This is a genomic window from Stenotrophomonas sp. YJH_SMC_6, from assembly GCF_059371335.1.
Map to the genome: position 1 here is coordinate 233,736 of NZ_JCAFUM010000001.1, position 21,416 is coordinate 255,151.

The 21,416-nt window shown below is 66.5% G+C and carries 18 protein-coding genes; 7 read left to right on the forward strand and 11 right to left on the reverse strand.

Features of this window, described 5'->3' with window-relative positions:
* Positions 1-17: 17 nt before the first annotated feature.
* The 3 genes from mqo to AC5P9N_RS01185 all read right to left on the reverse strand — a co-directional run bounded on the left by mqo (position 18) and on the right by AC5P9N_RS01185 (position 3,457).
* Positions 18-1,706, reverse strand: a complete 1,689-nt coding sequence (mqo, locus tag AC5P9N_RS01175) for a malate dehydrogenase (quinone) (RefSeq protein WP_099485004.1) — start codon at positions 1,704-1,706, stop codon at positions 18-20.
* Between the two features lie 229 nt (positions 1,707-1,935).
* Positions 1,936-2,382 (reverse strand): GNAT family N-acetyltransferase, encoded by a 447-nt coding sequence (locus AC5P9N_RS01180; protein ID WP_005412603.1) that lies wholly within the window; start codon positions 2,380-2,382, stop codon positions 1,936-1,938.
* 169 nt (positions 2,383-2,551) lie between these two features.
* The gene (locus tag AC5P9N_RS01185) at positions 2,552-3,457 is read right to left on the reverse strand and encodes a LysR family transcriptional regulator ArgP (protein ID WP_164212552.1); all 906 of its coding nucleotides are present in this window, start codon (positions 3,455-3,457) and stop codon (positions 2,552-2,554) included.
* A gap of 138 nt (positions 3,458-3,595) precedes the next feature.
* Here AC5P9N_RS01185 and AC5P9N_RS01190 point away from each other — a divergent pair, with 138 nt between their 5' ends.
* Both AC5P9N_RS01190 and AC5P9N_RS01195 read left to right on the forward strand, forming a co-directional pair.
* Positions 3,596-4,231, forward strand: a complete 636-nt coding sequence (locus tag AC5P9N_RS01190; protein WP_005408523.1) for a LysE/ArgO family amino acid transporter — start codon at positions 3,596-3,598, stop codon at positions 4,229-4,231.
* Between the two features lie 167 nt (positions 4,232-4,398).
* On the forward strand, positions 4,399-6,366 hold the full coding sequence (locus AC5P9N_RS01195; RefSeq protein WP_099484783.1) for an alpha/beta hydrolase family protein: 1,968 nt from the start codon (positions 4,399-4,401) through the stop codon (positions 6,364-6,366).
* 55 nt (positions 6,367-6,421) lie between these two features.
* Here AC5P9N_RS01195 and AC5P9N_RS01200 read toward each other — a convergent pair whose 3' ends face one another.
* From AC5P9N_RS01200 to AC5P9N_RS01210, 3 genes are all read right to left on the reverse strand, one after another.
* Positions 6,422-8,176 (reverse strand): peptide MFS transporter, encoded by a 1,755-nt coding sequence (locus AC5P9N_RS01200; protein WP_099484784.1) that lies wholly within the window; start codon positions 8,174-8,176, stop codon positions 6,422-6,424.
* A gap of 79 nt (positions 8,177-8,255) precedes the next feature.
* Positions 8,256-9,404 carry an acetyltransferase domain-containing protein gene (locus AC5P9N_RS01205; protein WP_208180547.1) on the reverse strand — a complete coding sequence of 383 codons (1,149 nt, stop codon included), beginning with the start codon at positions 9,402-9,404 and terminating at the stop codon, positions 8,256-8,258.
* A 91-nt stretch (positions 9,405-9,495) separates the two neighbouring features.
* Positions 9,496-10,038 (reverse strand): hypothetical protein, encoded by a 543-nt coding sequence (locus tag AC5P9N_RS01210; RefSeq protein WP_239498875.1) that lies wholly within the window; start codon positions 10,036-10,038, stop codon positions 9,496-9,498.
* 276 nt (positions 10,039-10,314) lie between these two features.
* Here AC5P9N_RS01210 and AC5P9N_RS01215 point away from each other — a divergent pair, with 276 nt between their 5' ends.
* The 3 genes from AC5P9N_RS01215 (at position 10,315) to AC5P9N_RS01225 (ending at position 15,955) form a co-directional block, all read left to right on the forward strand.
* Positions 10,315-12,279, forward strand: a complete 1,965-nt coding sequence (locus AC5P9N_RS01215; RefSeq protein WP_005408528.1) for an OPT family oligopeptide transporter — start codon at positions 10,315-10,317, stop codon at positions 12,277-12,279.
* A gap of 226 nt (positions 12,280-12,505) precedes the next feature.
* Positions 12,506-14,584 (forward strand): alpha/beta hydrolase family protein, encoded by a 2,079-nt coding sequence (locus AC5P9N_RS01220; RefSeq protein ID WP_099484786.1) that lies wholly within the window; start codon positions 12,506-12,508, stop codon positions 14,582-14,584.
* Between the two features lie 141 nt (positions 14,585-14,725).
* Complete coding sequence (locus AC5P9N_RS01225; RefSeq protein ID WP_005408530.1) at positions 14,726-15,955, forward strand: DUF819 family protein; 1,230 nt, start codon at positions 14,726-14,728, stop codon at positions 15,953-15,955.
* Positions 15,956-16,320: 365 nt separating this feature from the next.
* Here AC5P9N_RS01225 and AC5P9N_RS01230 read toward each other — a convergent pair whose 3' ends face one another.
* Genes AC5P9N_RS01230 through AC5P9N_RS01250 form a run of 5 tightly spaced genes read right to left on the reverse strand, consistent with a single transcriptional unit; the run spans position 16,321 to position 19,344 of the window.
* Entirely contained in the window at positions 16,321-16,800 is a 480-nt protein-coding gene (locus tag AC5P9N_RS01230) for a hypothetical protein (RefSeq protein ID WP_049430359.1), read from the reverse strand.
* Between the two features lie 46 nt (positions 16,801-16,846).
* Positions 16,847-17,107, reverse strand: a complete 261-nt coding sequence (minE, locus tag AC5P9N_RS01235; protein WP_005408532.1) for a cell division topological specificity factor MinE — start codon at positions 17,105-17,107, stop codon at positions 16,847-16,849.
* A gap of 2 nt (positions 17,108-17,109) precedes the next feature.
* Complete coding sequence (gene minD / locus AC5P9N_RS01240; RefSeq protein WP_005408533.1) at positions 17,110-17,919, reverse strand: septum site-determining protein MinD; 810 nt, start codon at positions 17,917-17,919, stop codon at positions 17,110-17,112.
* Positions 17,920-17,956: 37 nt separating this feature from the next.
* Positions 17,957-18,802 carry a septum site-determining protein MinC gene (gene minC / locus AC5P9N_RS01245; RefSeq protein WP_099498120.1) on the reverse strand — a complete coding sequence of 282 codons (846 nt, stop codon included), beginning with the start codon at positions 18,800-18,802 and terminating at the stop codon, positions 17,957-17,959.
* Positions 18,748-19,344, reverse strand: coding sequence for a GNAT family N-acetyltransferase (locus AC5P9N_RS01250; protein WP_005408535.1), 597 nt, complete (start codon positions 19,342-19,344; stop codon positions 18,748-18,750). Before AC5P9N_RS01250 ends, minC begins: the two co-directional genes overlap by 55 nt.
* Positions 19,345-19,494: 150 nt before the next feature.
* Here AC5P9N_RS01250 and AC5P9N_RS01255 point away from each other — a divergent pair, with 150 nt between their 5' ends.
* Both AC5P9N_RS01255 and AC5P9N_RS01260 read left to right on the forward strand, forming a co-directional pair.
* Positions 19,495-20,691 (forward strand): sensor histidine kinase, encoded by a 1,197-nt coding sequence (locus tag AC5P9N_RS01255; protein ID WP_099484788.1) that lies wholly within the window; start codon positions 19,495-19,497, stop codon positions 20,689-20,691.
* Positions 20,691-21,332: a response regulator gene (locus AC5P9N_RS01260; RefSeq protein ID WP_005408537.1), complete on the forward strand. Its 642-nt coding sequence runs from the start codon at positions 20,691-20,693 to the stop codon at positions 21,330-21,332. The genes AC5P9N_RS01255 and AC5P9N_RS01260 overlap by 1 nt, the downstream gene beginning before the upstream one ends.
* The last annotated feature ends 84 nt before the right edge of the window (positions 21,333-21,416 follow it).

The following is a 21,416-nucleotide window of genomic DNA, read 5'->3' on the forward strand; positions in this document are numbered from 1 at the left end:
GAAAGCAAACTGCGGGCTTACAGCGCCTGCAGTTCCTCGTTGGCGTTGCGCTTTTCCTTGGCCGCTGCCGGCACTGCAGCCGCAGCGGGCGATGCCGCGTTCGCATCCACCGGCACCTCCAGATACGGCAGATGCAGTGTCTGGCTGGTCAGCGAGCGGATCTCGTTGACCAGCGCTGCACTGTCGTTGAGCTTGCGCCCGTACGACGGCACGATCTCGCGCAGGCGGGTTTCCCAGCCGGCCTTCATCTGGTCCGGGAAGGCCTTGGCCATCAGGTCCAGCATGATCGGCGGCGAGGTCGACGCACCCGGCGAGGCACCGAGCAGGGCGGCAATGGTGTGGTCCTTGTCGGTCACGATCTCGGTACCGAACTGCAGCACCGGGCCCTTCAGCGGATCACGCTTGATGATCTGCACGCGCTGGCCGGCGGTGACGAGCTTCCAGTCACCCGGCTTGGCATTGGGGAAGTACTTGACCAGCTCGGCCTGGCGGTCGGCATCGTTCAGGCGCGCCTGGCCCATCAGGTACTGCACCAGGTCCAGGTTGTCCTTGCCCACTTCCAGCATCGGGCCGACGTTGTTGTGGTTCACCGACGAGTACAGGTCCCACCACGAGCCGTGCTTGAGGAACTTGGTGCTGTACAGCGCGAACGGCCCGAACAGGACCACCGGCTTGCCGTCCAGCTTGCGCGCATCCAGGTGCGGCACCGACATCGGCGGCGAGCCGGTCTCGGCCATGCCGTAGGCCTTCACGCCGTGGCGCGAGGTCACGTCCTGGCCCTGGAAGGCGAGGAACTGGCCACCGACCGGGAAGCCGGCGTAGTCCTTCGATTCCGGAATGCCGGACATCTGCAGCAGCTTCAGTGCAGCGCCACCGGCACCGATGAACACGAAGCGGGCGTGGGTGGTGGACTCGGTGCCGGCCTTGAGGTCCTTCACCGTCACGTTCCAGCTCTTGTCGGCGTTCTGCCGCAGCGCGCTCACTTCGTGGTTGAGGTGCAGGCTGAAGTTCGGGCTGCGCTGCAGGCCGGCGGTCAGCTGGCGGGTGATCACGCCGAAGTTGACGTCGGTGCCCAGCGGCATCCAGGTCGCGGCAACCTTCTGCTTCGGGTCACGGCCTTCCATCAGCAGCGGGGCCCACTGCTTGATCTGGGCCGGATCCTCGGAGTACTGCATGCCGTAGAACAGCGGATTCTTCACCAGGGCCTGCTGGCGCTTGTGCAGGTAGGCGATGTTGTCATCGCCCCAGACGAAGCTCATGTGCGGAGTCGGGTTGATGAAGTCGCTGGGCTGGCTCAGCCGGCCTTCCTTCACCTGGTGCGACCAGAACTGGCGCGAGACCTCGAACGATTCGGCGATGCCGACCGCGCGCTTGGTCTCGATGCTGCCGTCGGGCAGTTCCGGTGTGTAGTTCAGTTCGGCGAAGGCCGAGTGGCCGGTGCCGGCGTTGTTCCAGCCGTCGGAGCTTTCACCGGCGACGCCGTCGAGGCGTTCGTAGACCTGGATGTTCCAGTCCGGCTGCAGTTCCTGCAGGTAGGTGGCCAGGGTGATGCTCATGATGCCGGCGCCGACCAGCACAACGTCGACGGGCTTGTCGTTGCTGGCGGCGGGCACCGAGCGCTGGGTCAGCGGCCAGTACAGGAACAGCGCGGCGGCCAGCAACAGCAGCACGAGCAGGGCGAGAAGAGCCTTGCCAAATTTCTTCATGGGGGCGGGATCGTTGGCGGAGGGGAAGGGGTCAGGATGCGCGTGGGGCAGGGAAAGGGCGTGAAGAAACAACGCCTTGCAGCATCCATATGCGATTCTAACCGGATCCGGTCTGTTTTTGATGCAACGCAGCATCCGGCGTTTCGCGCCATCCTCACCCGCTAGCGCCGGGTGATGCCCGGCGAACGAAGCCTTGCCAGCGTCAGGCCATCCCTGGCGACAGCTTCACTCAGACCAGCTCAAGAATCTCGTCGCCGGCCTCATCAATCTCGCCGGTCGGGCGCCAGCCCAGGCGCCGGTAGAAGCCATGCGAGCGCGAGCGTGGGTCGGCCGAACAGGCCAGGAACAGGCGTTGGTGGCCGGCATCGCGGGTCAGGCTGACCACGTCCTGCAGCAGCTGGCGACCGATGCCGCGGCCTTCATACTCGGGCAGCAGGGCCAGCACCAGCACCTCGCCGCTGTCGCGGTCGGCGAAGCAGTAGCCGGCCATGCGCTCGCCCTCCCAGGCGACGCGGCCGATCGAATCGCCCTGGGCGATGCCGGCCGCCCAGCTGTCCTCGGTGATGCCCAGCTCTGCCAACTGCGCGGCGCTGAAGGCGTTTTCGCGGGTGCGCCCGCGCAGGTCGATGCAGGCGGCGGCATCTTCGGGGCGCGCATCGCGCACGGCTATCGGCATACCGGACACTCTTGTAGTGATTGGCCCGCCAGTATCCGCATCACGCATGGACCCGGTGTGGAGGGTTGATGGAGATTGGATGGAGCAAAAAGGGGACGGAGGGGATTAAGTCGTCTTTGCCCGATGTGTCGCTTGGGCCTTATACGACTTAATCCCCTCCGTCCCCTTTTCAGCGCTTGCGCCGGATCAGTGCCGAGGAGGCATCCAGCACCGCGCGGGTCAGCAAGGCCATGGTCTGCACGTCGCCCTTCCAATGCTGCCAGTACAGCGGCACGTCTTCCCACGCGCGCTGGCGCACGTAGACCAGGCGGCCCGCGTCCAGGTGCCGCTTGACCAGCGGCAACGGATTCATCGTCCAGCCCATGCCGCCAAGGTTGGCCTGCACGAAGGCGCGCGTGGACGGAATCCACCAGGTCGGCGCGGTGCTGGGCAGGTCGTCGCCGGCCATGCGCCGGGCGAAGCGCGACTGCATGTCGTCCTTGCGGTTGAACACCAGCACCGGGGCCTGCGCCAGCGCCTGCGCGGTCACGCCCTTGGCAAAATGACGCTCGCGGAACTCGGGGGTACAGGTGGCGGCGTAGCGGATGCTGCCCAGTGCATGGATCTGGCAGCCCTGCACCGGCTCGTCCAGGGTGGTCACCGCACCCAGCACCGTGCCCTGGCGCAGCAGTTCGACGGTGTGGTCCTGGTCTTCCATGCGCAGGTCCAGCGTAGTGCCGGTGGTCTGTGCGAACTGGTAGGCCGCCTGCGGGAACCAGGTTTCCAGGCTGTCGTGGTTCACCGCCACCGGAATACTGGCTTGCGGCAGGTCCTCATCGGCCAGGCCCATCCGGTGCAGCGCATCGTGCTCGAGCAGGGCGGTCTGCTCGGCCAGCTGCACCAGCAACTGCCCCTCGGCGGTGGCGGTGGCCGGGGTGCCGCGCTTGACCAGCAGCCGGCCGATCCGGTCCTCCAGCGCCTTGACCCGCTGCGAGATGGCGGACGGGGTGACATTCAGCGACTGCGCGGCGCGGTCGAAGCTGCCTTCGCGGATCACTGCGGCCAGGGCGCGCAGCTGGGCATGGTCGATACGCATCGAATTAAGTTCCGCTAATGTTGGTTTAGGAAGTTTAGCTCGTCTTTTTCATGTTGCGGCGCGACAATGGCGCTCGTTCCGGTGCTGTCCGCCTTCGCGAGGCACCGTCCCCCCAAGCAAGTAAAGGCAGTGAATCCCATGTTCTCGGTCATCTCCGCCAGCACCGGCCTCGGTGCCTGGTTCTCTGGTGCAGCTACCGGCATCGGCCTGTTCGCCGTGGTCGGCGCCCAGAGCGCCTTCATCCTGCGCCAGGGCATCCTGCGCAAGCACATTGTGCCGGTGGTCGCCACCTGTGCGGCCATCGATGCGATCTTCATCTTTGCCAGCGTGGCCGGCCTGCGCACGCTCACTTCGGCGCTGCCGTGGCTGACCACCGCCGTGCTGTGGACGGGCGTGGCGTTCCTGGCCTGGTACGCGATGAAGTCGGCGCGCCGCGCGATCGCCGGTGGCGGCGGCATGGGCGAGGCTGACAGCGACGACGGCAGCCGCCGCGCAGTGCTGATGGCGGCGGTCGGTTTCTCGCTGATCAACCCGCACTTCTGGCTGGACATGATGGTGATCGGTTCGATCGCCGAGAACTTCGGCAACGCCCGCATGGCCTTCGCTGCCGGTGTGGTCACCGCCAGTTGCCTGTGGCTGACCGCGCAGGGCCTGGGCGCGCGCCTGCTGGCGCCGCTGTTCACCAAGCCCAGCACCTGGCGCGTGCTCGACGGCACCATCGCGGTGATCCTCAGCATCCTGGCCCTCACGTTGGCGGTGCGCGGGGTCCACTGACCCGGCGCACGCCCCCCGAACCCACGTCCTGACTCTCTCTCCAAGGTAGTGGTAACGACGGCACCGGCAACGGTGCCGTCGTTTTTTGTACGCCACTGGCGGGCCGGGCACTGGCCTGCCTAGAATCGGCCAGCCGGGACAAGGGGTCCAGGCAGGGGGAGAGAAGGATGCACAAGCGCTGGCTGGCCGCCATCATCGTGGCGGGATTGTGGTGTGGAACCGCTGCTGCGATCGATCTGGGCGCCTATGTGCGAGCGGACAAGTTCGGCGATGTCATGCTGTCTCCCGGGGGCGATTATCTGGCCGCGACCGTGCCTGCGGACGGCTTCACCGCTGTGATCATCCTTCGTACGGACGACAACACGCCGGTGGGCAACCTGCGCCCACCACTCAATTCGCATGTCTTCGGCCTGCACTGGGTCAACAACGATCAGGTGATGTTCGGTCTGGCGCAGAAGTTCGGTACCCGCGACGCGCCGTGGGCCACCGGCGAGCTGCTGACACTGGATGCACGCACCGGACGACCGGAACTACTGGTGGGCTACCGCGACCTTGGCCTGCGCGTGCGGCCCAAGTACCGGACGTCGGCCGCGGCGTTCCTCAGTGACGCCCTGCCTGGCGATGATGCGCACGTGGTCATCGCGGTAGGCGGATCGCGGCTGGATGCCAACGGTTATGCGGCCCAGCTGGAAATGGCAAGCGGCAAGCAGCGGCTGCTGGCCCGCGCGCCGATGCCGGGTGCCTCCTATGTGGTGGATGCCCGCGGCGACGTACGTTTTGTACAGGGCGCCGGTATTGACAACGTCCATCGGCTCTACCACCGCAACGGTGGCGACTGGGCGCTGGTCAACGATGAGAAACGGAGTGGTCGCAGCGAGGCGGCGCTGGGCTTTTCCGCCGACGGCCAGCTGGCCTACCTGCTCAGCGAGCAGCCCAGCGGCCCCGATGCCATCGTCAGCTGGAACCCGGCCACGCAGGAGCGCAAGGTCGTGCTGCGCGATGAGGTTGTCGATCCGGCACGACTGATCCGCAGCCCGGGCAGCACCGTGCCGGTCGGTGCGCTGTTCCTGGGAAACACGCCGCATACCCGGTTCTTCGACGAAAGCTCGGACGAGGCACGGTTGTACCGCAGCCTGGAGGCGGCCTTCCCCGGGCGTGCAGTATTCATCACCTCCAGTACCCGCGACGGTCGCCGGCTGCTGGTGGAAACCGGGTCCGGTTCCAATCCGGGCGAGTTCTACCTCTACGACCGCGACCGCAACCAGGCGCGCTTCCTGATGGCGCGCAGCGAATGGATTGATCCGGAGACCACTGCGTCGGTGCGGCCGGTCCTGCTGAAGGCGCGTGACGGGCTGGAGCTCCATGGATTCCTGACAGTCCCGCATGGCAGCACTGGCCGTGACCTGCCGATGGTGGTGGTGCCGCATGGTGGGCCGATCGGGATATTCGACAACGGCGGTTTCGACCACGAGAACCAGTTGCTGGCCGCTGCCGGCTACGCCGTGCTGCAGATCAATTTCCGCGGCTCGGGCAACTACGGCCGTGCCCACAGCCGGGCAGCACTGAAACAGTGGGGGCGCGCGATGCAGGACGACGTGACCGACGCCACGCGCTGGGCGATCAGCGAAGGCATCGCCGATGCCCGGCGCATCTGCATCTACGGTGCCAGCTACGGTGCCTACTCGGCGATGATGGGCGCCGCGCGCGAACCGGGGCTGTACCAGTGCGCGGCCGGCTATGTGGGCGTCTACGACCTGCGGCTGATGTTTACTGGCGGCGATATCCAGGACCGCGATTCCGGAATGAGCTACCTGCGCGAGTGGCTGGGTGATCCGGCCACGCTGGGCGCGGTCTCGCCGGTCAACCTGGCCGAGCGGATCAGGGTGCCGGTGTTCCTGGCGGCCGGTGGTCAGGACAAGCGCGCCCCGATCCAGCACACCGAGCGCATGGAAGCGGCGCTCAAGCGTGCCGGTACGCCGGTGGAAAGCCTGTACTACAAGACCGAAGGGCACGGCTTCTATACCCAGGCCCATCGCAGCGAGTACTACGGCAAGCTGCTGGCCTTCCTGTCGCGCAGCCTGGGTGGCAAGACCGCCACGACTGCGGCTGCGGACGGCAAGGGCAGGGCGCCGTAACGCAAAGGGCGGCGAATGATCCAACCGCCGCCCCGGTTCCTGCCTGTGCGTGGGCTTACTTCACCCCGTGCATCATCTTCTTCAACAGTGGCGCGGCAATGAAAGCGGCCAGCGCACAGCCCAGGCCGATCCACATCAGCAGCCAGAACAGGTGCGCATAGGCACCGGCGGCGGCCACCATGTCCAGCGATTCGCCTTCCGGCACCTCGATCGCGGCCAGCTTGCCGAACAGCGCGGCCAGCGTCTCCGAGAAGGCGGTGGCCAGGAACCAGGTGCCCATCATCAGGCTCATCACCCGCGGCACGGCCAACTGGGTCACCGCCGACAGGCCGACCGGCGACAGGCACATCTCGCCACTGGCCAGCAGGAAGTAGGCCAGCACCAGCCACCACACGCTGGCCATCTCGCCGGTGGCGCCAACCTGCTGCGCGGCCAGTGCCAGCGGCACGAACGACAGTGCGCCGATCACCAGGCCCCAGGCTGATTTGACCGGCTTGCCCGGTTCCCAGCCGCGGCGGTCCATCCACGTCCACAGCGCGGCGAAGGCCGGTGCCAGCAGCACCAGGAACAGGCCGCCGAGATAGGTGAGCGAGCCGGCGGTCTGCGGAATCACCAGGCAGTCGCGCACCAGCAGCACCAGCATCAGCACGACGATGGCGGCGAAGAACGTGCGCGGCGCAGCCGAACCCGGACGACGCTCGGACAACCGCGCGCTGACCACGAAGCCCAGCGGTGCCAGCAGCAGTGAGAGGATCGACCACGGCAGCGGCGTACCGCCGGTGATCACCAGCGAGGGCACGATGTCCTTGGTCAGCAGCCGGTCGGTGAAGGTCACCCACGAGCCGTAGGACTGCTCGTACATGGTGAAGAACACCAGCGCCATGAAGATCAGCACCATCAGCGCGATCATCTGCTGGCGCTGTACCGGCGTGCACTTGCTGCCGGTGAACCAGGCGAACCAGACCAGCACGCCGCCCAGCACCACCACCATCAACATCAGTGCCAGGCTGATTTCACCGCCCAGCGCGAACGCGCCGTTGCCGGCCGCCCACATCAGCCACGCCACCGGCAACACACCGAGCACCGCGCACGGATAGATGAGCCATTCGCGCGGCAGGCCCAGCACCTTCTGCTTCAACGCCGCCGGTTGCGGCGGCTCGGCGTGGCCCTGCAGGTACTTCTGGCCCCACAGGAACATGGCCAGGCCGGCCAGCATGCCGATGCCGGCCGCACCGAAACCGTACTTCCAGCCGTAGGCCTCGCCGAGGAAGCCGCACACCAGCGATGAGAACAGCGCGCCGAGGTTGATGCCGGCGTAGAACAGCGAGAAACCCGAATCGCGGCGCGGATCGTCCTTGGCGTACAGCTTGCCGACAATGGTGGAGATGTTCGGTTTCAGGAAACCGACGCCCATGATGATCAGCGCCAGCGACAGGTAGGTCACCGCCAGTGCCGAGGTGTCGCGCACCACTTCGCCGTTCACCCGGTACGCAGCGTGGCCTTCGAAGGCCATGCCGAGGTGGCCGAGTACCAGCAGGACGCCGCCGAACAGCACGGCCCGGCGCATGCCCAGCCAGCGGTCGGCCAGCATGCCGCCGAATACAGGGATGCAGTACACCAGGCCACCGTAGGCGCCGAGCAGGTCCAGGCCGGCCTTGTCGCCGAACAGGTGGTACTTGGTGAGGTACAGCAGCAATAGCGCCTTCATGCCGTAGAAGGAGAAGCGCTCCCACATTTCGGTGAAGAAGCAGACGTAGACGCCCTTGGGGTGACCCAGGAAGTCGTCGGAAGCGATAGCGGTGGAATTCATCGCGGAATTATAGGCCTGTGGCCCGATCCGCTTTCAGTAGATCCACGCCATGCGTGGATTGCCGGACTGGCCTGGGCGATCACAGGTACCGCAACCACGCCAGGTCACGCCTTCGCGCCTTGAACCGCGCGAATGCCCGGGTCGGCGGGTACAGCACCACCGCCAGCGCACAGGCCACCAGCAGCAGGCCGCTGACCGAATCCAGGGCATACAACTCGCCATGGGTCGGCCCCCAGGCCGCCAGCGCGCCCAGGTACAGCGCCTTCAGCACATACAGGTGCAGCAGGTAGAAGAACATCGGCGCGGCGCCGATATCGGCCAGCGGGCGCAGCGCACGCGCCAGTGGCGGCCATTCGTACAGGCGCAGCAGCAACAGCCCTACGCCCAGGGTCAACAGCAGGAACTGCAGCGACGGCGGGTACTTGGTGATGTTGAGCACGCTCATCCAGGTGCGCAACGCGCTGGTCTGGTACTGCCACGGTGCATCTCCATACTGGTTGGCGAACCGCAGCAGCGCGAACATGGCCAGCGCACCGACGCCTGCCCCCAGCAGCCAGTGCTGGCGCTGCGTCGGGTCGCGCTCGCGGGCGAACCACGGTCCCAACAGATAACCCAGGGCGATCACCCCGATCCACGGCAGCACCGGATAGGAGGTGCGCAGGCGCAGCGCGCCGGCCTCGATCCAGTCGCGCTGGTGCAGCACTTTCCACAACAGCGCCAGCAGGCCATTGCCTTGCACCCGTAAGCCGTCGAACAGGTTGTGCCCGGCCAACACCGCGATTGCCAGCACCAGCAGGGCCGGGCGCGGCAGCCAAAGCAGCCCGGCCAGCGCGATCATGCTCAGCCCGATGGCCCAGATCACCTGCAGGTACAGGGTTTCCGGCGGCAGCTGGAAGGTCCAGGCGAAATTCACCAGGGTCAGTTCCAGCAAGACCAGGAACAGCCCGCGCTTGAGCAGGAACGCGGCCGTGGCCCGGCGCGGATCCGCCTGCCGCTGGCCGTACAGCCAGGCCGACAGGCCGGTCAACAGGACGAACACGGGTGCGCACAGGTGGGCCAGCAGACGGCAGGCGAACAGCGCGGGGGAGGCTGTCGCCGCGTCCATCGGGTCGCTCACCTGGTGCTGCAGGAAGAAGGTCTCGCGCACGTGGTCGAGCAACATCAACAGCATCACGGTGCCGCGCAGCTGGTCGATGGAGGCCAGGCGGGTAGCGGGAGAAGGGGCCACGTACGAGGTTCGGTCGGCGTGACAGGATATAACATAACAACTGCGTCTTTCCAGCGCGTGCTGGGCGGTTCCGACGAGCGCGCGCGTCGGCTCAGGGCAGGCAAACCGAGGGGCTCCAGCCCAGCGCCTCGTCGTAGTGGACCTGGATCGCTCGCAGGCTCCCGTCGGGGTTGGCCTTCAAGCAGAATCGGGCGCTGTGGTGTTGCGTGGCGCCGGTCCTGGTGGCCGACAGCGAAACGTCGTACAGGCGTCCGGGCTGCAGCGGCATCGCCGTCTGTCTTGAAATGGCGTTGGCTGGCACTTCTCCGTAGACCACGCAGGCTCCGGGTGGAAGTGGGATGGATGCGGGATGGGCAAAGTAGAACGACCATTGCCGCCGCAGCGGTGGAGTAATTGCGTCATGCACCTCCACACCAAACACCTCCGGAGTTTTACCGATACGCTTGCGCTCCTTCCTGGGTAGTCCGAAACAAGGTTTGCCGGCGTGGTCGGTGATCTCGACTGCGCCAATGCGGCTCCAGGCAGATGCGTAATCGCAAAGCGGCATCAGGCAGGTCAGGGTCACGACAGCCACGACCGGTGATTTGATCGGGCGGATCTGCAGTGGGTTGTTCATCGGGCGGCTCAGCGTCATCGGTTCAGATCATGAACACGATGCACGGGGCGTTGAGGCACTTCAAACGATGATGGCTGGAATGCTGCGGTACTGGTTGGCCTGGCCCCTGCAGGACATGAGACAGCGAGGCCCGGCAGCCGTCCGGGATGTGCCCCATGCGCTTGATGCGTTGGCCGAGTTTGGCCGGAAGCGACTATCTCACTGCCGACCTGGCCGCAACCCTCCCGAACCGCACTGGACTTGCTGCCTCCTGAACGCTAGCGTGCAAGGGATTTTTTGCCAGCAGGGGCTTCCATGAACCACGACGCTGCGCCCAAGCAGCTCACCTTCCGCGCAGTGGCCCTGGCCATCGTGCTGGCGGTGGTGCTGTCGGCCGCAAACGCCTACCTCGGTCTGTTCGCAGGCCTGACCATCGCCACCGCCATTCCCGCCGCGGTGATTTCCATGGGCGTGCTGCGCCTGCTGGGCGGTGGCTCCATCCTTGAAAACAACATCGTGCAGACCGGCGCTTCGGCCGGTTCGTCGATCGCCGCCGGTGTGATCTTCACCATCCCGGCGCTGGTGATCATGGGCTACTGGCCGGACTTCAAGTACTGGTGGGTGCTCGGCATCGCCGGCCTCGGCGGCCTGCTGGGCGTGTTGTTCTCGGTGCCGCTGCGTCGTTCGATGATCGTCGAAGACCCGCTCCCGTTCCCCGAAGGCAAGGCTGCGGCCGAAGTGCTCAAGGCCGGTGAGAATCCGGGCCCGGGCCTGAAGATCCTCGGCCTGTCGGCGGTGATCGGTGCCTTCGTCAAGCTGGCCGCGGAAAGCGGCATGCGCCTGATCCCGGATGCCTGGGCCACCTCGGCCTACGTCGGCAGCTCCAAGGTCACCGCCTTCATCGGTACCAACCTGTCGCCGGCACTGCTGGGCGTGGGCTACATCGTCGGCCTCAACGTCGGCATCGTGGTGGTGTCCGGTTCGATCCTGACCTGGCACATCGCCATTCCGATCTACCAGGCGTTCTTCATGAACACCGATCCGGCACTGGCCGCGTCGGTTGCCGCGGCTTCGTCCACCGAGGCGGCCTTCGCCATCTGGGGCGCGAAGATGCGCTACCTGGGTGTCGGCGCGATGCTGATCGGTGGCATCTGGACCCTGATCTCGCTGCGCAAGTCGCTGCTCAACGGCGTCAAGAGCGGCTTTGCCGCCGCCCGCAAGAGCGGTGGCCCGGTGCTGGCGCACACCGAGCGCGACCTGCCGATGAAGTGGATGCTGGTGGCCCTGGTGGTCTTCGTGCTGCCGCTGCTGGCCCTGTACCAGGCCATCGTCGGCCAGTGGCACGTGTCGATCCCGATGACCCTCATCATGATCGTCGCCGGCTTCCTGTTCGTTTCGGTCTCGGCCTACCTGGCCGGCCTGATCGGTTCGTCCAACAACCCGGTCTCGGGCATCACCATCTCCACCATACTGTTCGCCTCGGCCGTGCTGGTCGTGCTGCTGGGCGCCGACGGCCTGAAGCCGGTCGGTGCCGGCGGCGCGCCGCTGGGCGCCGTGGCCGCCATCATGATCGGCGCGGTGGTGTGCTGCGCCGCTGCGGTTGGTGGTGACAACCTGCAGGACCTCAAGGCCGGCTACATCGTCGGCGCCACCCCGTGGAAGCAGCAGCTGATGCTGGGCATCGGTGCCTTCTCGTGTGCGCTGATCATGGCCCCGGTGCTGAACCTGCTGGCCACCGCCTACGGCATCGGCGTGAAGTCCGAGCTGCACCCGAACGCGCTGGCCGCACCGCAGGCCAACCTGATGGCCTCGGTGGCCAAGGGCCTGTTCGGTGGTGAACTGCCGTGGACCTTCATCGGCATCGGTGCCGTGGTCGGTGCCGCCATCATCGCCTTCGACAGCTGGCTGAAGGCGCGCAACGCCCGCTTCCGCGTGCCGGTGCTGGCCGCCGCCATCGGCATCTACCTGCCGCTGGAGCTGATGGTGCCGATCTTCCTCGGCGGCCTGATCGCCCACCTGGTCGAGCGCTTCCACAAGGTGCGTGCCGATGACGAAGAAGGCCGCGACCGCGTGCACAAGCCGGGCGTGCTGTTCGCCGCGGGCCTGATCACCGGCGAAGCGCTGATGGGCATCGCCATCGCGATTCCGATCGTGGTCAGCAGCCGCGCCGACGTGCTGGCCGTGCCGTTCCACCTGCCGGGCGCGCAGTGGATCGGCCTGGCCGTGCTGTTCCTGGTCGGCTGGCTGATTTACCGCACCGGCAAGTACGCCAAGGCGTAAGGGGGCTCTGCCCCTGGGTTCAATGGGTAGTGCCGGCCGCTGGCCGGCAATCCCGGAATCCCGTGATACCCCTGGTTGCCGGCCAGCGGCCGGCACTACAGCAAACCCCGCTTCGGCGGGGTTTGCTGTTTCTGGCGATTGTCCGTCTGCAGCCATGACCGATGGCCTTGGCAGCCCCGGCCGCACGGGCCTACCATCGGTTTTTTGCCGTCCTGCGGAGACCCCGATGAAACTGCGTCATGCCCTGCTGCCACTGAGCCTGCTGGCCGCCCTGCCCAGCGTCGCCGCTGCCCGTGGCCTGGAAGTCCGCGACATGGTGGCCATGGACCGCGTCTCCGCGCCGGTGCTGACCGCTGACGGTGGCACCGTGGTGTTCGCCAAGCGCAGCGTCGATGCCAACCTGAAGGCCTCCACCGCGCTGTTCGCGCGCAACCTGCGTACCCGCGATGCAGCGCCGCCGAAGCAGATCACCCCGGCCGGCTGGAACGTCAATTCCGCTTCGCTGTCGGCCGATGGCCAGACCGTGTATTTCCTCAGTGCCAGGAACGGCAGCCAGCAGCTGTACGCGCAGCCGATCAGCGGCGGTGCTCCGCGCCAGCTGACCGATTTCCCGGTCGACGTGGACAGCTACCACGTGTCGCCGCAGGACGACCGCGTGCTGTTCAGCGCCGGCGTGTTCCAGGCCTGTGCCTCGGACCTGGCCTGCACCGAGAAGAAGCTGAAGGAAAAGAAGGACGCCAAGGCCAGCGGCCAGGTGTGGGATTCGCTGTTCGTGCGCCACTGGGACACCTGGAACGACGGTCGCCGCAACACCCTGTTCGTCGCTCCGCTGCCGACGGCCAAGGCCGGTGCGGTCAAGGGCGCGTCGGCGCTGAGCGCGACCATCGATGGTGATGCGCCGTCCAAGCCGTTCGGCGGCAATGATGACTTCGCGTGGTCGCCGGACGGCGCCAGCGTGGTGGCCAGCATCCGCGTGGCCGGCAAGCAGGAGCCGTGGTCGACCAACTTCGACCTGTACCGCTTCGACGCCGCCGGCAAGCAGGCACCGGTCAACCTGACCGCCTCCAACCCGGCCTGGGATGCCGGCCCTGTGTTCAGTGCGGACGGCAAGACCCTGTTCTACCGTGCGATGAAGCGCCCGGGCTTCGAGGCCGACCGCTTCGGTCTGATGGCGATGGACCTGGCCAGCGGCAAGACCCGCGAAATCGCGCCGCAGTGGGATCGCTCGGCGGGCGGCATCACCCTGTCCGCCGATGGTGCCAGCATCTACACCACGGCCGATGACCTTGGCGAACACCCGCTGTTCCAGATCGACGTGGCCAGCGGCAAGGCCACCAAGCTGATCGGCGACGGCAGCGTGACCTCGGTGGATGTGGCCGGCAACAGCGTGGCGATCACCCGCAACAGCCTGAAGAGCAACGACCAGGTGCTGGTCGGCCTGCTGCCGGCTGCGGGCGAGGCCATCAGCGAACTGCGCGCGCTGACCCCGGCCGCTGGTGAGGTGCTGAAGGACGTCAGCTTCGGCGACTACGAGCAGTTCGAGTTCAAGGGCTGGAACAACGACACCGTGCATGGCTATGTGGTCAAGCCGCACAACTACCAGGAAGGCAAGTCCTACCCGGTCGCGTTCCTGATCCACGGTGGCCCGCAGGGCAGCTTCGGCAATGGCTGGAGCTACCGTTGGAATCCGCAGACCTACGCGGGCCAGGGCTACGCCGTGGTGATGATCGACTTCCACGGTTCCACAGGCTACGGACAGGCCTTCACCGATGCGATCAGCCAGCACTGGGGCGACCGCCCGCTGGAAGACCTGCAGAAGGGCTGGGACGCGGCGCTGAAGAAGTACTCCTTCCTCAACGGTGACAAGGCCTGTGCGCTGGGCGCCAGCTACGGCGGCTTCATGGTCAACTGGATCGCCGGCAACTGGAACAGCCCGTTCAAGTGCCTGGTCAACCACGACGGCGTGTTCGACCAGCGCATGATGGGCTACGCCACCGAAGAGCTGTGGTTCACCGAGTGGGAGCAGGGCGGCACGCCGTACCAGAAGGCCGCGAACTACGAGAAGTTCAACCCGGTCAACCACGTGGCGGACTGGAAGAAGCCGATCCTGGTCATCCACGGCCAGCAGGACTTCCGCATTCCGGTCGAGCAGGGCCTGGCCGCGTTCACCGCTGCCCAGCGTCAGGGCATCGAATCGAAGTTCCTGTACTTCCCGGATGAAAACCACTGGGTGCTGAAGCCGAACAACAGCATCCTGTGGCATGACACCGTCAATGCCTGGCTGAAGCAGCACATCGGCAACTGATGACTGCAGCGCCGCCCTTCGGGGCGGCGCTTTTGTTTCGCCATCTGCTTTACCGGTGGGGGCCGACCGTTGGTCGGCACACCCTCATGATCCGCCGCCAACAGCAGCCGGCCAGCGGCCGGCTCTACCCAGAGCACCTGCATGATCCAGAACGACATCGTCGTCTTCGGTTTGATCGCCGCCACCCTTGGCGCCGTGTTCTGGACCGCCTCGCGCGAGCAGGGCCTGTGGAAGCGCTTCTACACGTTCGTGCCGGCGCTGCTGCTGTGCTACCTGATTCCCGGCATCTACAACACCGTCGGCCTGATCGATGGGCAGAACACCAAGCTCTACAACCCGATCGCACGCGACATCCTGCTGCCGGCAGCGCTGATCCTGCTGACCCTGGCGGTGGACATCAAGGGCATCCTGCGGCTGGGCCCGAAGCTGGTGCTGATGTACCTGGGCGCCTCGGCCAGCATCATGCTCGGTGCGGTGGTGGCGTTCCTGGCGATGCGCGCGCTGCATCCGGAAACCGTGGCCGGTGACACCTGGGCCGGCATGGCCGCATTGGCAGGCAGCTGGATCGGTGGCGGTGCCAACATGCTGGCAATGCGCGAAGTATTCGACGTCAATGCGACCACGTTCGGCCAGTTCGCGGTGGTCGATGTCGGTGTCGGCTACGTGTGGATGGCGGCACTGATCTTCCTGGCGGGGCGGGCAGCGAAGATCGACGCGCGCAGTGGCGCCGATACTTCGGCCATCGATGAACTGAAGGAGCGCATCGCGCGCTTCCAGGCCGAACATGAGCGCATTCCCAGCCTCACCGACCTGATGCTGATCGTGGCGGTGGCCTTCGGCGGCGTGGGCCTCTCGCACGCCATCGGCGCGCCGCTCGCAGCATGGTTCAAGGCCAACGTCAGCTGGGCCTCGCAGTTCAGCCTGGACGCGCCGTTCGTGTGGGTGGTGGTGCTGTCGACCACGCTGGGCCTGAGCCTGAGCTTCACCCGTGCGCGCACGCTGGAAGGCGCGGGCGCATCGCGCCTGGGCTCGCTGCTGCTGTACTTCCTGATCGCCTGCATCGGCATGCAGATGGATCTGCTGGCGCTGCTGGATCGCCCGTGGCTGTTCCTGCTCGGCCTGATCTGGATTGCCGTGCACATCGTGCTGCTGTGGTGCCTGGGCAAGCTGCTGAAGGTGCCGTTCTTCTATTTCGCCATCGGTTCGCAGTCGAACATCGGTGGACCGGCCTCGGCGCCGGTGGTGGCCGCGGCGTTCCATCCGGCACTGGCGCCGGTGGGCGTGCTGCTGGGCACGATGGGCTACGCCACCGGCACGTACCTGGCTTACATCGTCGGCATCACCCTGCGCGCGCTGGCAGGGCAGGGCTGATGGGGCAGTGCCGGCCGCTGGCCGGCAACCAGATAATGCTTCACGGGTTCATGAGGTTGCCGGCCAGCGGCCGGCACTACCGATGCGTTACGCCACCGGCAACCCGCGTTCGACCAGCCACGCCTTCGCGTCTTCGGCGTCCTGCTCGAACCGCGCCGAGTGAAAAGAGGGGCGCCGCAAGGTCCGACGCGTCGCCACGCGCCCGTGGCCAACCGCGCCCGCGGCTTTACGCAACCGGCAAGCCGCGTTCGACCAGCCACGCCTTCGCGTCTTCGGCGTCCTGCTCGAACCGCGCCGAGTGAAAAGAGGGGCGCCGCAAGGTCCGACGCGTCGCCACGCGCCCGTGGCCAACCGCGCCCGCGGCCTTACGCCACCGGCAACCCGCGTTCGATCAACCACGCCTTCGCGTCTTCGGCGTCCTGCTCAAACCACGCCTGTGTCGACCCCAGCCGATACGTGTACCCCCAGGCATCCATGTCGGCCATCAACCGCGCACTGCCGACACCAGGCAAACGCCCAGCCAGCACGATCTGCAGGTAGCAGGTGGCATCTTCCTCGGCCACCGAATCGGTGGCGTCGGTGTGCACCTGCGCGCGCCGCTCCGGCGGCAATACGATCAGGTGGCAGGCTTCATGCAGCATCGAATGCACCGGGGTGTCATCGCGCACATAGACATTGCTGGCGATGATGCCCGCCTCGGGCTCGCCCCAGTAGCTGCCGGGAATCGGTTCGCCTGCGGCCACGTGGTGCAGGCGAAGGCCATGCGCGGCGAGCAGGCACTGCGCGTCGGCGAAGGCGATGTCGCCCACGCAGGTGATGTCCACGGCGGTTGTCGTATCGGTCATGCAGGTCACGCGGCCCCGCCCATGCAGGCACGGGCGGGGCGGGGCATCAGGGTTTGTCCGGGCCTTCAGGCAGCGCCACGGAGATGTCCAGCACATCGTGCTGGCCATCCTTCACCAGGTCGACCTTGACCGCATCGACGTCGATGTTCACGTACTTCTTGATCACTTCCAGCAGCTCGCGCTGCAGCAGCGGCAGGTAGTCCGGGCCACCGCGGTGGCTGCGTTCCTGCGCAATGATGATCTGCAGGCGGTTCTTTGCGGTTTCGGCGGTGGTCTTCTTCGCTTTGAGGAAATCGAACAGGCCCATGCTTACCCTCCGAACAGCTTGCTGAAGAAGCCCTTCTTCTCGACGCTGGTGAAGCGCATCGGGCGATCTTCGCCGAGGATGCGCGCGACGGCGTCGTCATACGCCTGGCCGGCAGCGGATTCGACATCCAGGATCACCGGTTCGCCCTTGTTGGAGGCATTGAGCACATCGCCCGATTCGGGGATCACGCCGATGGCCTTCAGCCCCAGCACTTCCTCGACGTCGGCGATGCTGAGCATCTCGCCGGTTTCCACGCGCAGCGGGGTGTAGCGGGTCAGCAGCAGGAAGGCAGGCACGTTCTGGCCGGATTCGGCCTTGTGGGTCTTCGAGTCCAGCAGGCCGATGATGCGGTCGGAGTCACGCACCGAGGACACTTCCGGGTTCACCACCACCACGGCGCGGTCGGCGAAGTACATCGCCAGGAATGCTCCCTTTTCGATGCCGGCCGGCGAGTCGCAGATGATGTAATCGAAGCCATCGGCGGCCAGGTCCTTCAGGACCTTGCCCACGCCTTCCTGGGTCAGTGCGTCCTTGTCGCGGGTCTGCGAGGCGGCCAACACATACAGGTTGTCGAAGCGCTTGTCCTTGATCAGGGCCTGCTTGAGGGTGGCTTCGCCATGCACGACGTTGACGAAGTCGTACACCACGCGGCGTTCGCACCCCATGATCAGGTCGAGGTTGCGCAGGCCGACGTCGAAGTCGATCACCGCCACCTTCTTGCCGCGCCGCGCCAGGCCACAGGCCAGGCTCGCGCTGGAAGTGGTCTTGCCCACGCCGCCCTTGCCGGAGGTGACTACGATGATTTCAGCCAAAGGACTTCTCCTGGTTCTGCATTAGTTTGGGGCTGCGTCAGTCCAGCGCAGCGATCTTGATCTGGTCCTGTTCCAGCCACACCTGCACGGCCTTGCCGCGCAGGTTGTCCGGAACATCGTCCAGTACCTTGTAGTGGCCTGCAATGGCCACCAGTTCCGCATGGAAATCACGGCAGAAGATGCGTGCCGCGGTGTTGCCCTGGGCCCCTGCCAGCGCGCGGCCGCGTAGGGTGCCGTAGATATGGATGCTGCCATCGGCGATGACCTCGGCGCCGGCGCCGACGGTGGCCATCACGGTCAGGTCGCAGTTCTCCGCGTACAGCTGCTGGCCCGAACGCACGTTGCCCAGCTGCATGCGGCCCGGCTGCGGCGCGGCTGCATCGGCGATCTTGGCTACCGGTGCGGCCGGGGCTGGCTTCGGTTCGGCGCGCGCGGCGCGGCGCGGTTCCGGCGCGGACGGCGGCGGAGCCGCTTCGGCCTCGGCACGTTCGTACTGGGCGCGGAACTTGGCCAGCAGCGGCAGGCCGAGCTGCTGCGAGAGCAGGTCGACCGCGCTGGTGCCATAAGCCAGCGCCACCGGCAGCACGCCGGCGCTGCGCAGGCCATCGACCAGCGCCTGTGCGGTGGCCACGTCCGGAACCTGGCTCAGGCCGCCGAAATCGAGGATCACCGCCGCGCGGCCGAACAGCTTCGGCGCACGGGTCACGCGCTCGCGCATTTCCTGCACGAGGCGTTCGACATCAAGGGTACGGATGCGAAGGTTGGCGATGCCCACCTGGCCGATCTTCAGTTCACCGGCCTGTTCGTAATCGAAATTCACCGCCACGCTCAGGTCCCCGTCGGCCGCTGTGCCTGCGCCGGCAGCTGCCGGGCGCGTGTCCATGCCACATCCGGCAGCTTGCCGCCGTAGGTCTCCTGGACCCACGGGTAGCTGCACAGTTCCTTGGCCAGCATGCTGGCACGCACATCGACCTGGGCCATGGTGTTCTGGCCCAGCTCGCGGAAGCCGAAGCTGCCGTGGAAGAGCAGGGCGGCATCGGCGCCGTGGTCGAGGAAGACTTCGCAGGTCATCTGCGGGTAGCGCAGCTCGGCAAAGCTCTGCGCGTCGGCATAGAACGCACGGCCGACGCCACCGCCGCGGCGGCGGCTGGCGACCACGATGCGGTCGATGTAGAAGAAGGGGGTGTCCAGCTGCTGCTTGAACCAGGCGAAGTTGCTGCTGTCGTGCTGGCTGTCGCTGCCGAAGCCGATCAGGAAGCCGGCCAGGTTGCCGTCGCGCTCGGCGACGCGGAAATACTCAGCGGTTTCATAGAACAGGCGCAGGCGGGCCGCATCCAGGGGAAGGATGGCCAGGCCAGCGTTGTTGTTCAAAGCCAGGACGGAATCGAGCTCGTGCTCGCGCACGTCGCGGATGACAATCGACATTGTGACTCCGTGGGGTAACGCGGTTGGTCCATCAAGGGACCCTGCGCACGATTATTGCATGCCCGGGGTGGGCTGCGGCATGAACAGGCGACCGGGCAGGCATGACTTCCGTGGGGTGCGGTGTGCAGGCCGGGCCCGTAGAGTGCTGGCATGTTGGGAGTCCTCAGCCATACCCGCGTCCTTCGCCTGGCCGGCCTGTTCACCTGGGTCATGGTCGGTCTGCCCCTGGCGTACTCGCAGTTCGAGAACCTGCACAGCCGCGGTGACATGGGCGGCTGGGCGGTCCTGCTGTTCGTCGCCTACCTGTCCTTCGGCACCTCCTATTACTGGCTGACCCGCATCCTGCGCAGCGACAGCCCCACCAGCTGGCTGGACCGCGGCCTGCTGCTGCTGCTGACGATTTCGGCGCTGGGCGTCAGCTTCCTCAGCGGCTCGGGCCTGGGCAGCATCCTGATGATGGTGGCCGCCGGGGTCATCCCGTGGATGCTGTCGGTGCGGCTGGGCGTGCTGTGGCTGCTGGTCAGCCAACTGGCGGTGGCCCCGGTCTACTACTTGCTGCTGCGCTTCCCGTTGTTCGAAGCGGTGATGCAGTCGCTGCTGTACGGCGGCTTTTCCATGTTCATCTTCGTGACCAGCCTGGTTGCCCGGCAGCAGACCGAGGCGCGCGACGAACAGCGCCGGCTCAATTCAGAGCTGCGTGCCACCCGCGCCTTGCTTGCCGAGAGTGCCCGCGTCAATGAGCGCACCCGCATCTCGCGCGAGCTGCATGACCTGCTGGGCCACCAGCTGACCGCGCTGACCCTGAACCTGGAAGTGGCCGGGCACCTGGCCGAAGGGCAGGCGCTGGAGCACGTGAAGCGCTCCCATACCTTGGCCAAACTGCTGCTGGGCAACGTGCGCGAGGTGGTCAGCCAGCTGCGCGAGACCGGCGCGATCGACCTGGCCGCGGCGCTGCGCCCGCTGACCGAGAACGTGCCCTCGCTGGACATCCAGCTGGAGATCGAGGATCCGCTGAACGTGGAGGACCCCCAGCGGGCCCACGTCCTGCTGCGCTGTGCCCAGGAGATCATCACCAACGCGGTGCGCCACGCCGGTGCGCGCCACCTGTGGATCAAGGTGTACCGTGAAGCCCCGGACCGGGTGGTGGTGGAGGCCCGCGACGACGGTGTCGGCGCGGACATGGTCAATGTGGGCAATGGCTTGCGCGGCATGCGCGAGCGCCTGCAACAATGTGGTGGCCAGCTGCAGATCGAGACCCGTCCCGGTGAAGGCTTCCGCCTGCGGGCAACGGTGCCGGCAACGGTGCTGGTGGCCGCCCTTACCAAGGTTCCTGAAGGAGTACGTTGATGATTCGCGTCTGCCTGGTCGATGACCAAACCCTGGTGCGGCAGGGAATCCGCTCCCTGCTGGCGCTCGACGATGGCATCGAGGTAGTGGCCGAGGCCGGCGATGGCCGGCAGGCGGTCGAGCTGATCCCGCAGGTGCGCCCCGACGTGGTCCTGATGGACATGCGCATGCCGGTGATGTCCGGACTGGAAGCGCTGCAGGTGCTGTCGCGGCAGGAACAGCTGCCGCCGACCATCATCCTCACCACCTTCGATGACGATCAGCTGGTGCTGGCTGGCCTCAAGGCCGGTGCCAAGGGTTACCTGCTCAAGGATGTGACCCTGGCACAGCTGGTCGGTGCCATCCGTACCGTGGCCGAAGGGGGTTCGCTGGTACAGCCGGCGGTGACCCAGCGCCTGTTGTCGGGCCTGGAGCACATGCGCAACGAGTTCGTCAGCCTGGACCGCCCGGACCCGCTGACCGACCGCGAGACCGAGATCCTGCGGCTGATGGCCAGCGGCTTCTCCAACAAGGAGATCGCCAACTCGCTGGGCGTGGCCGAGGGCACCATCAAGAACCACGTGTCCAACATCCTCTCCAAGCTGGGTGTGCGCGACCGTACGCGCGCGGTACTGAAGGCGTTCGAACTCCAGCTGGTCTGAGGAAAATCGTTTCGGTACAAAGACTTGGGTGGTTGCAGGGGGTTCCGGCCAAGGTGCCCCCCTACTTGCCGGGTAGCGGTATGC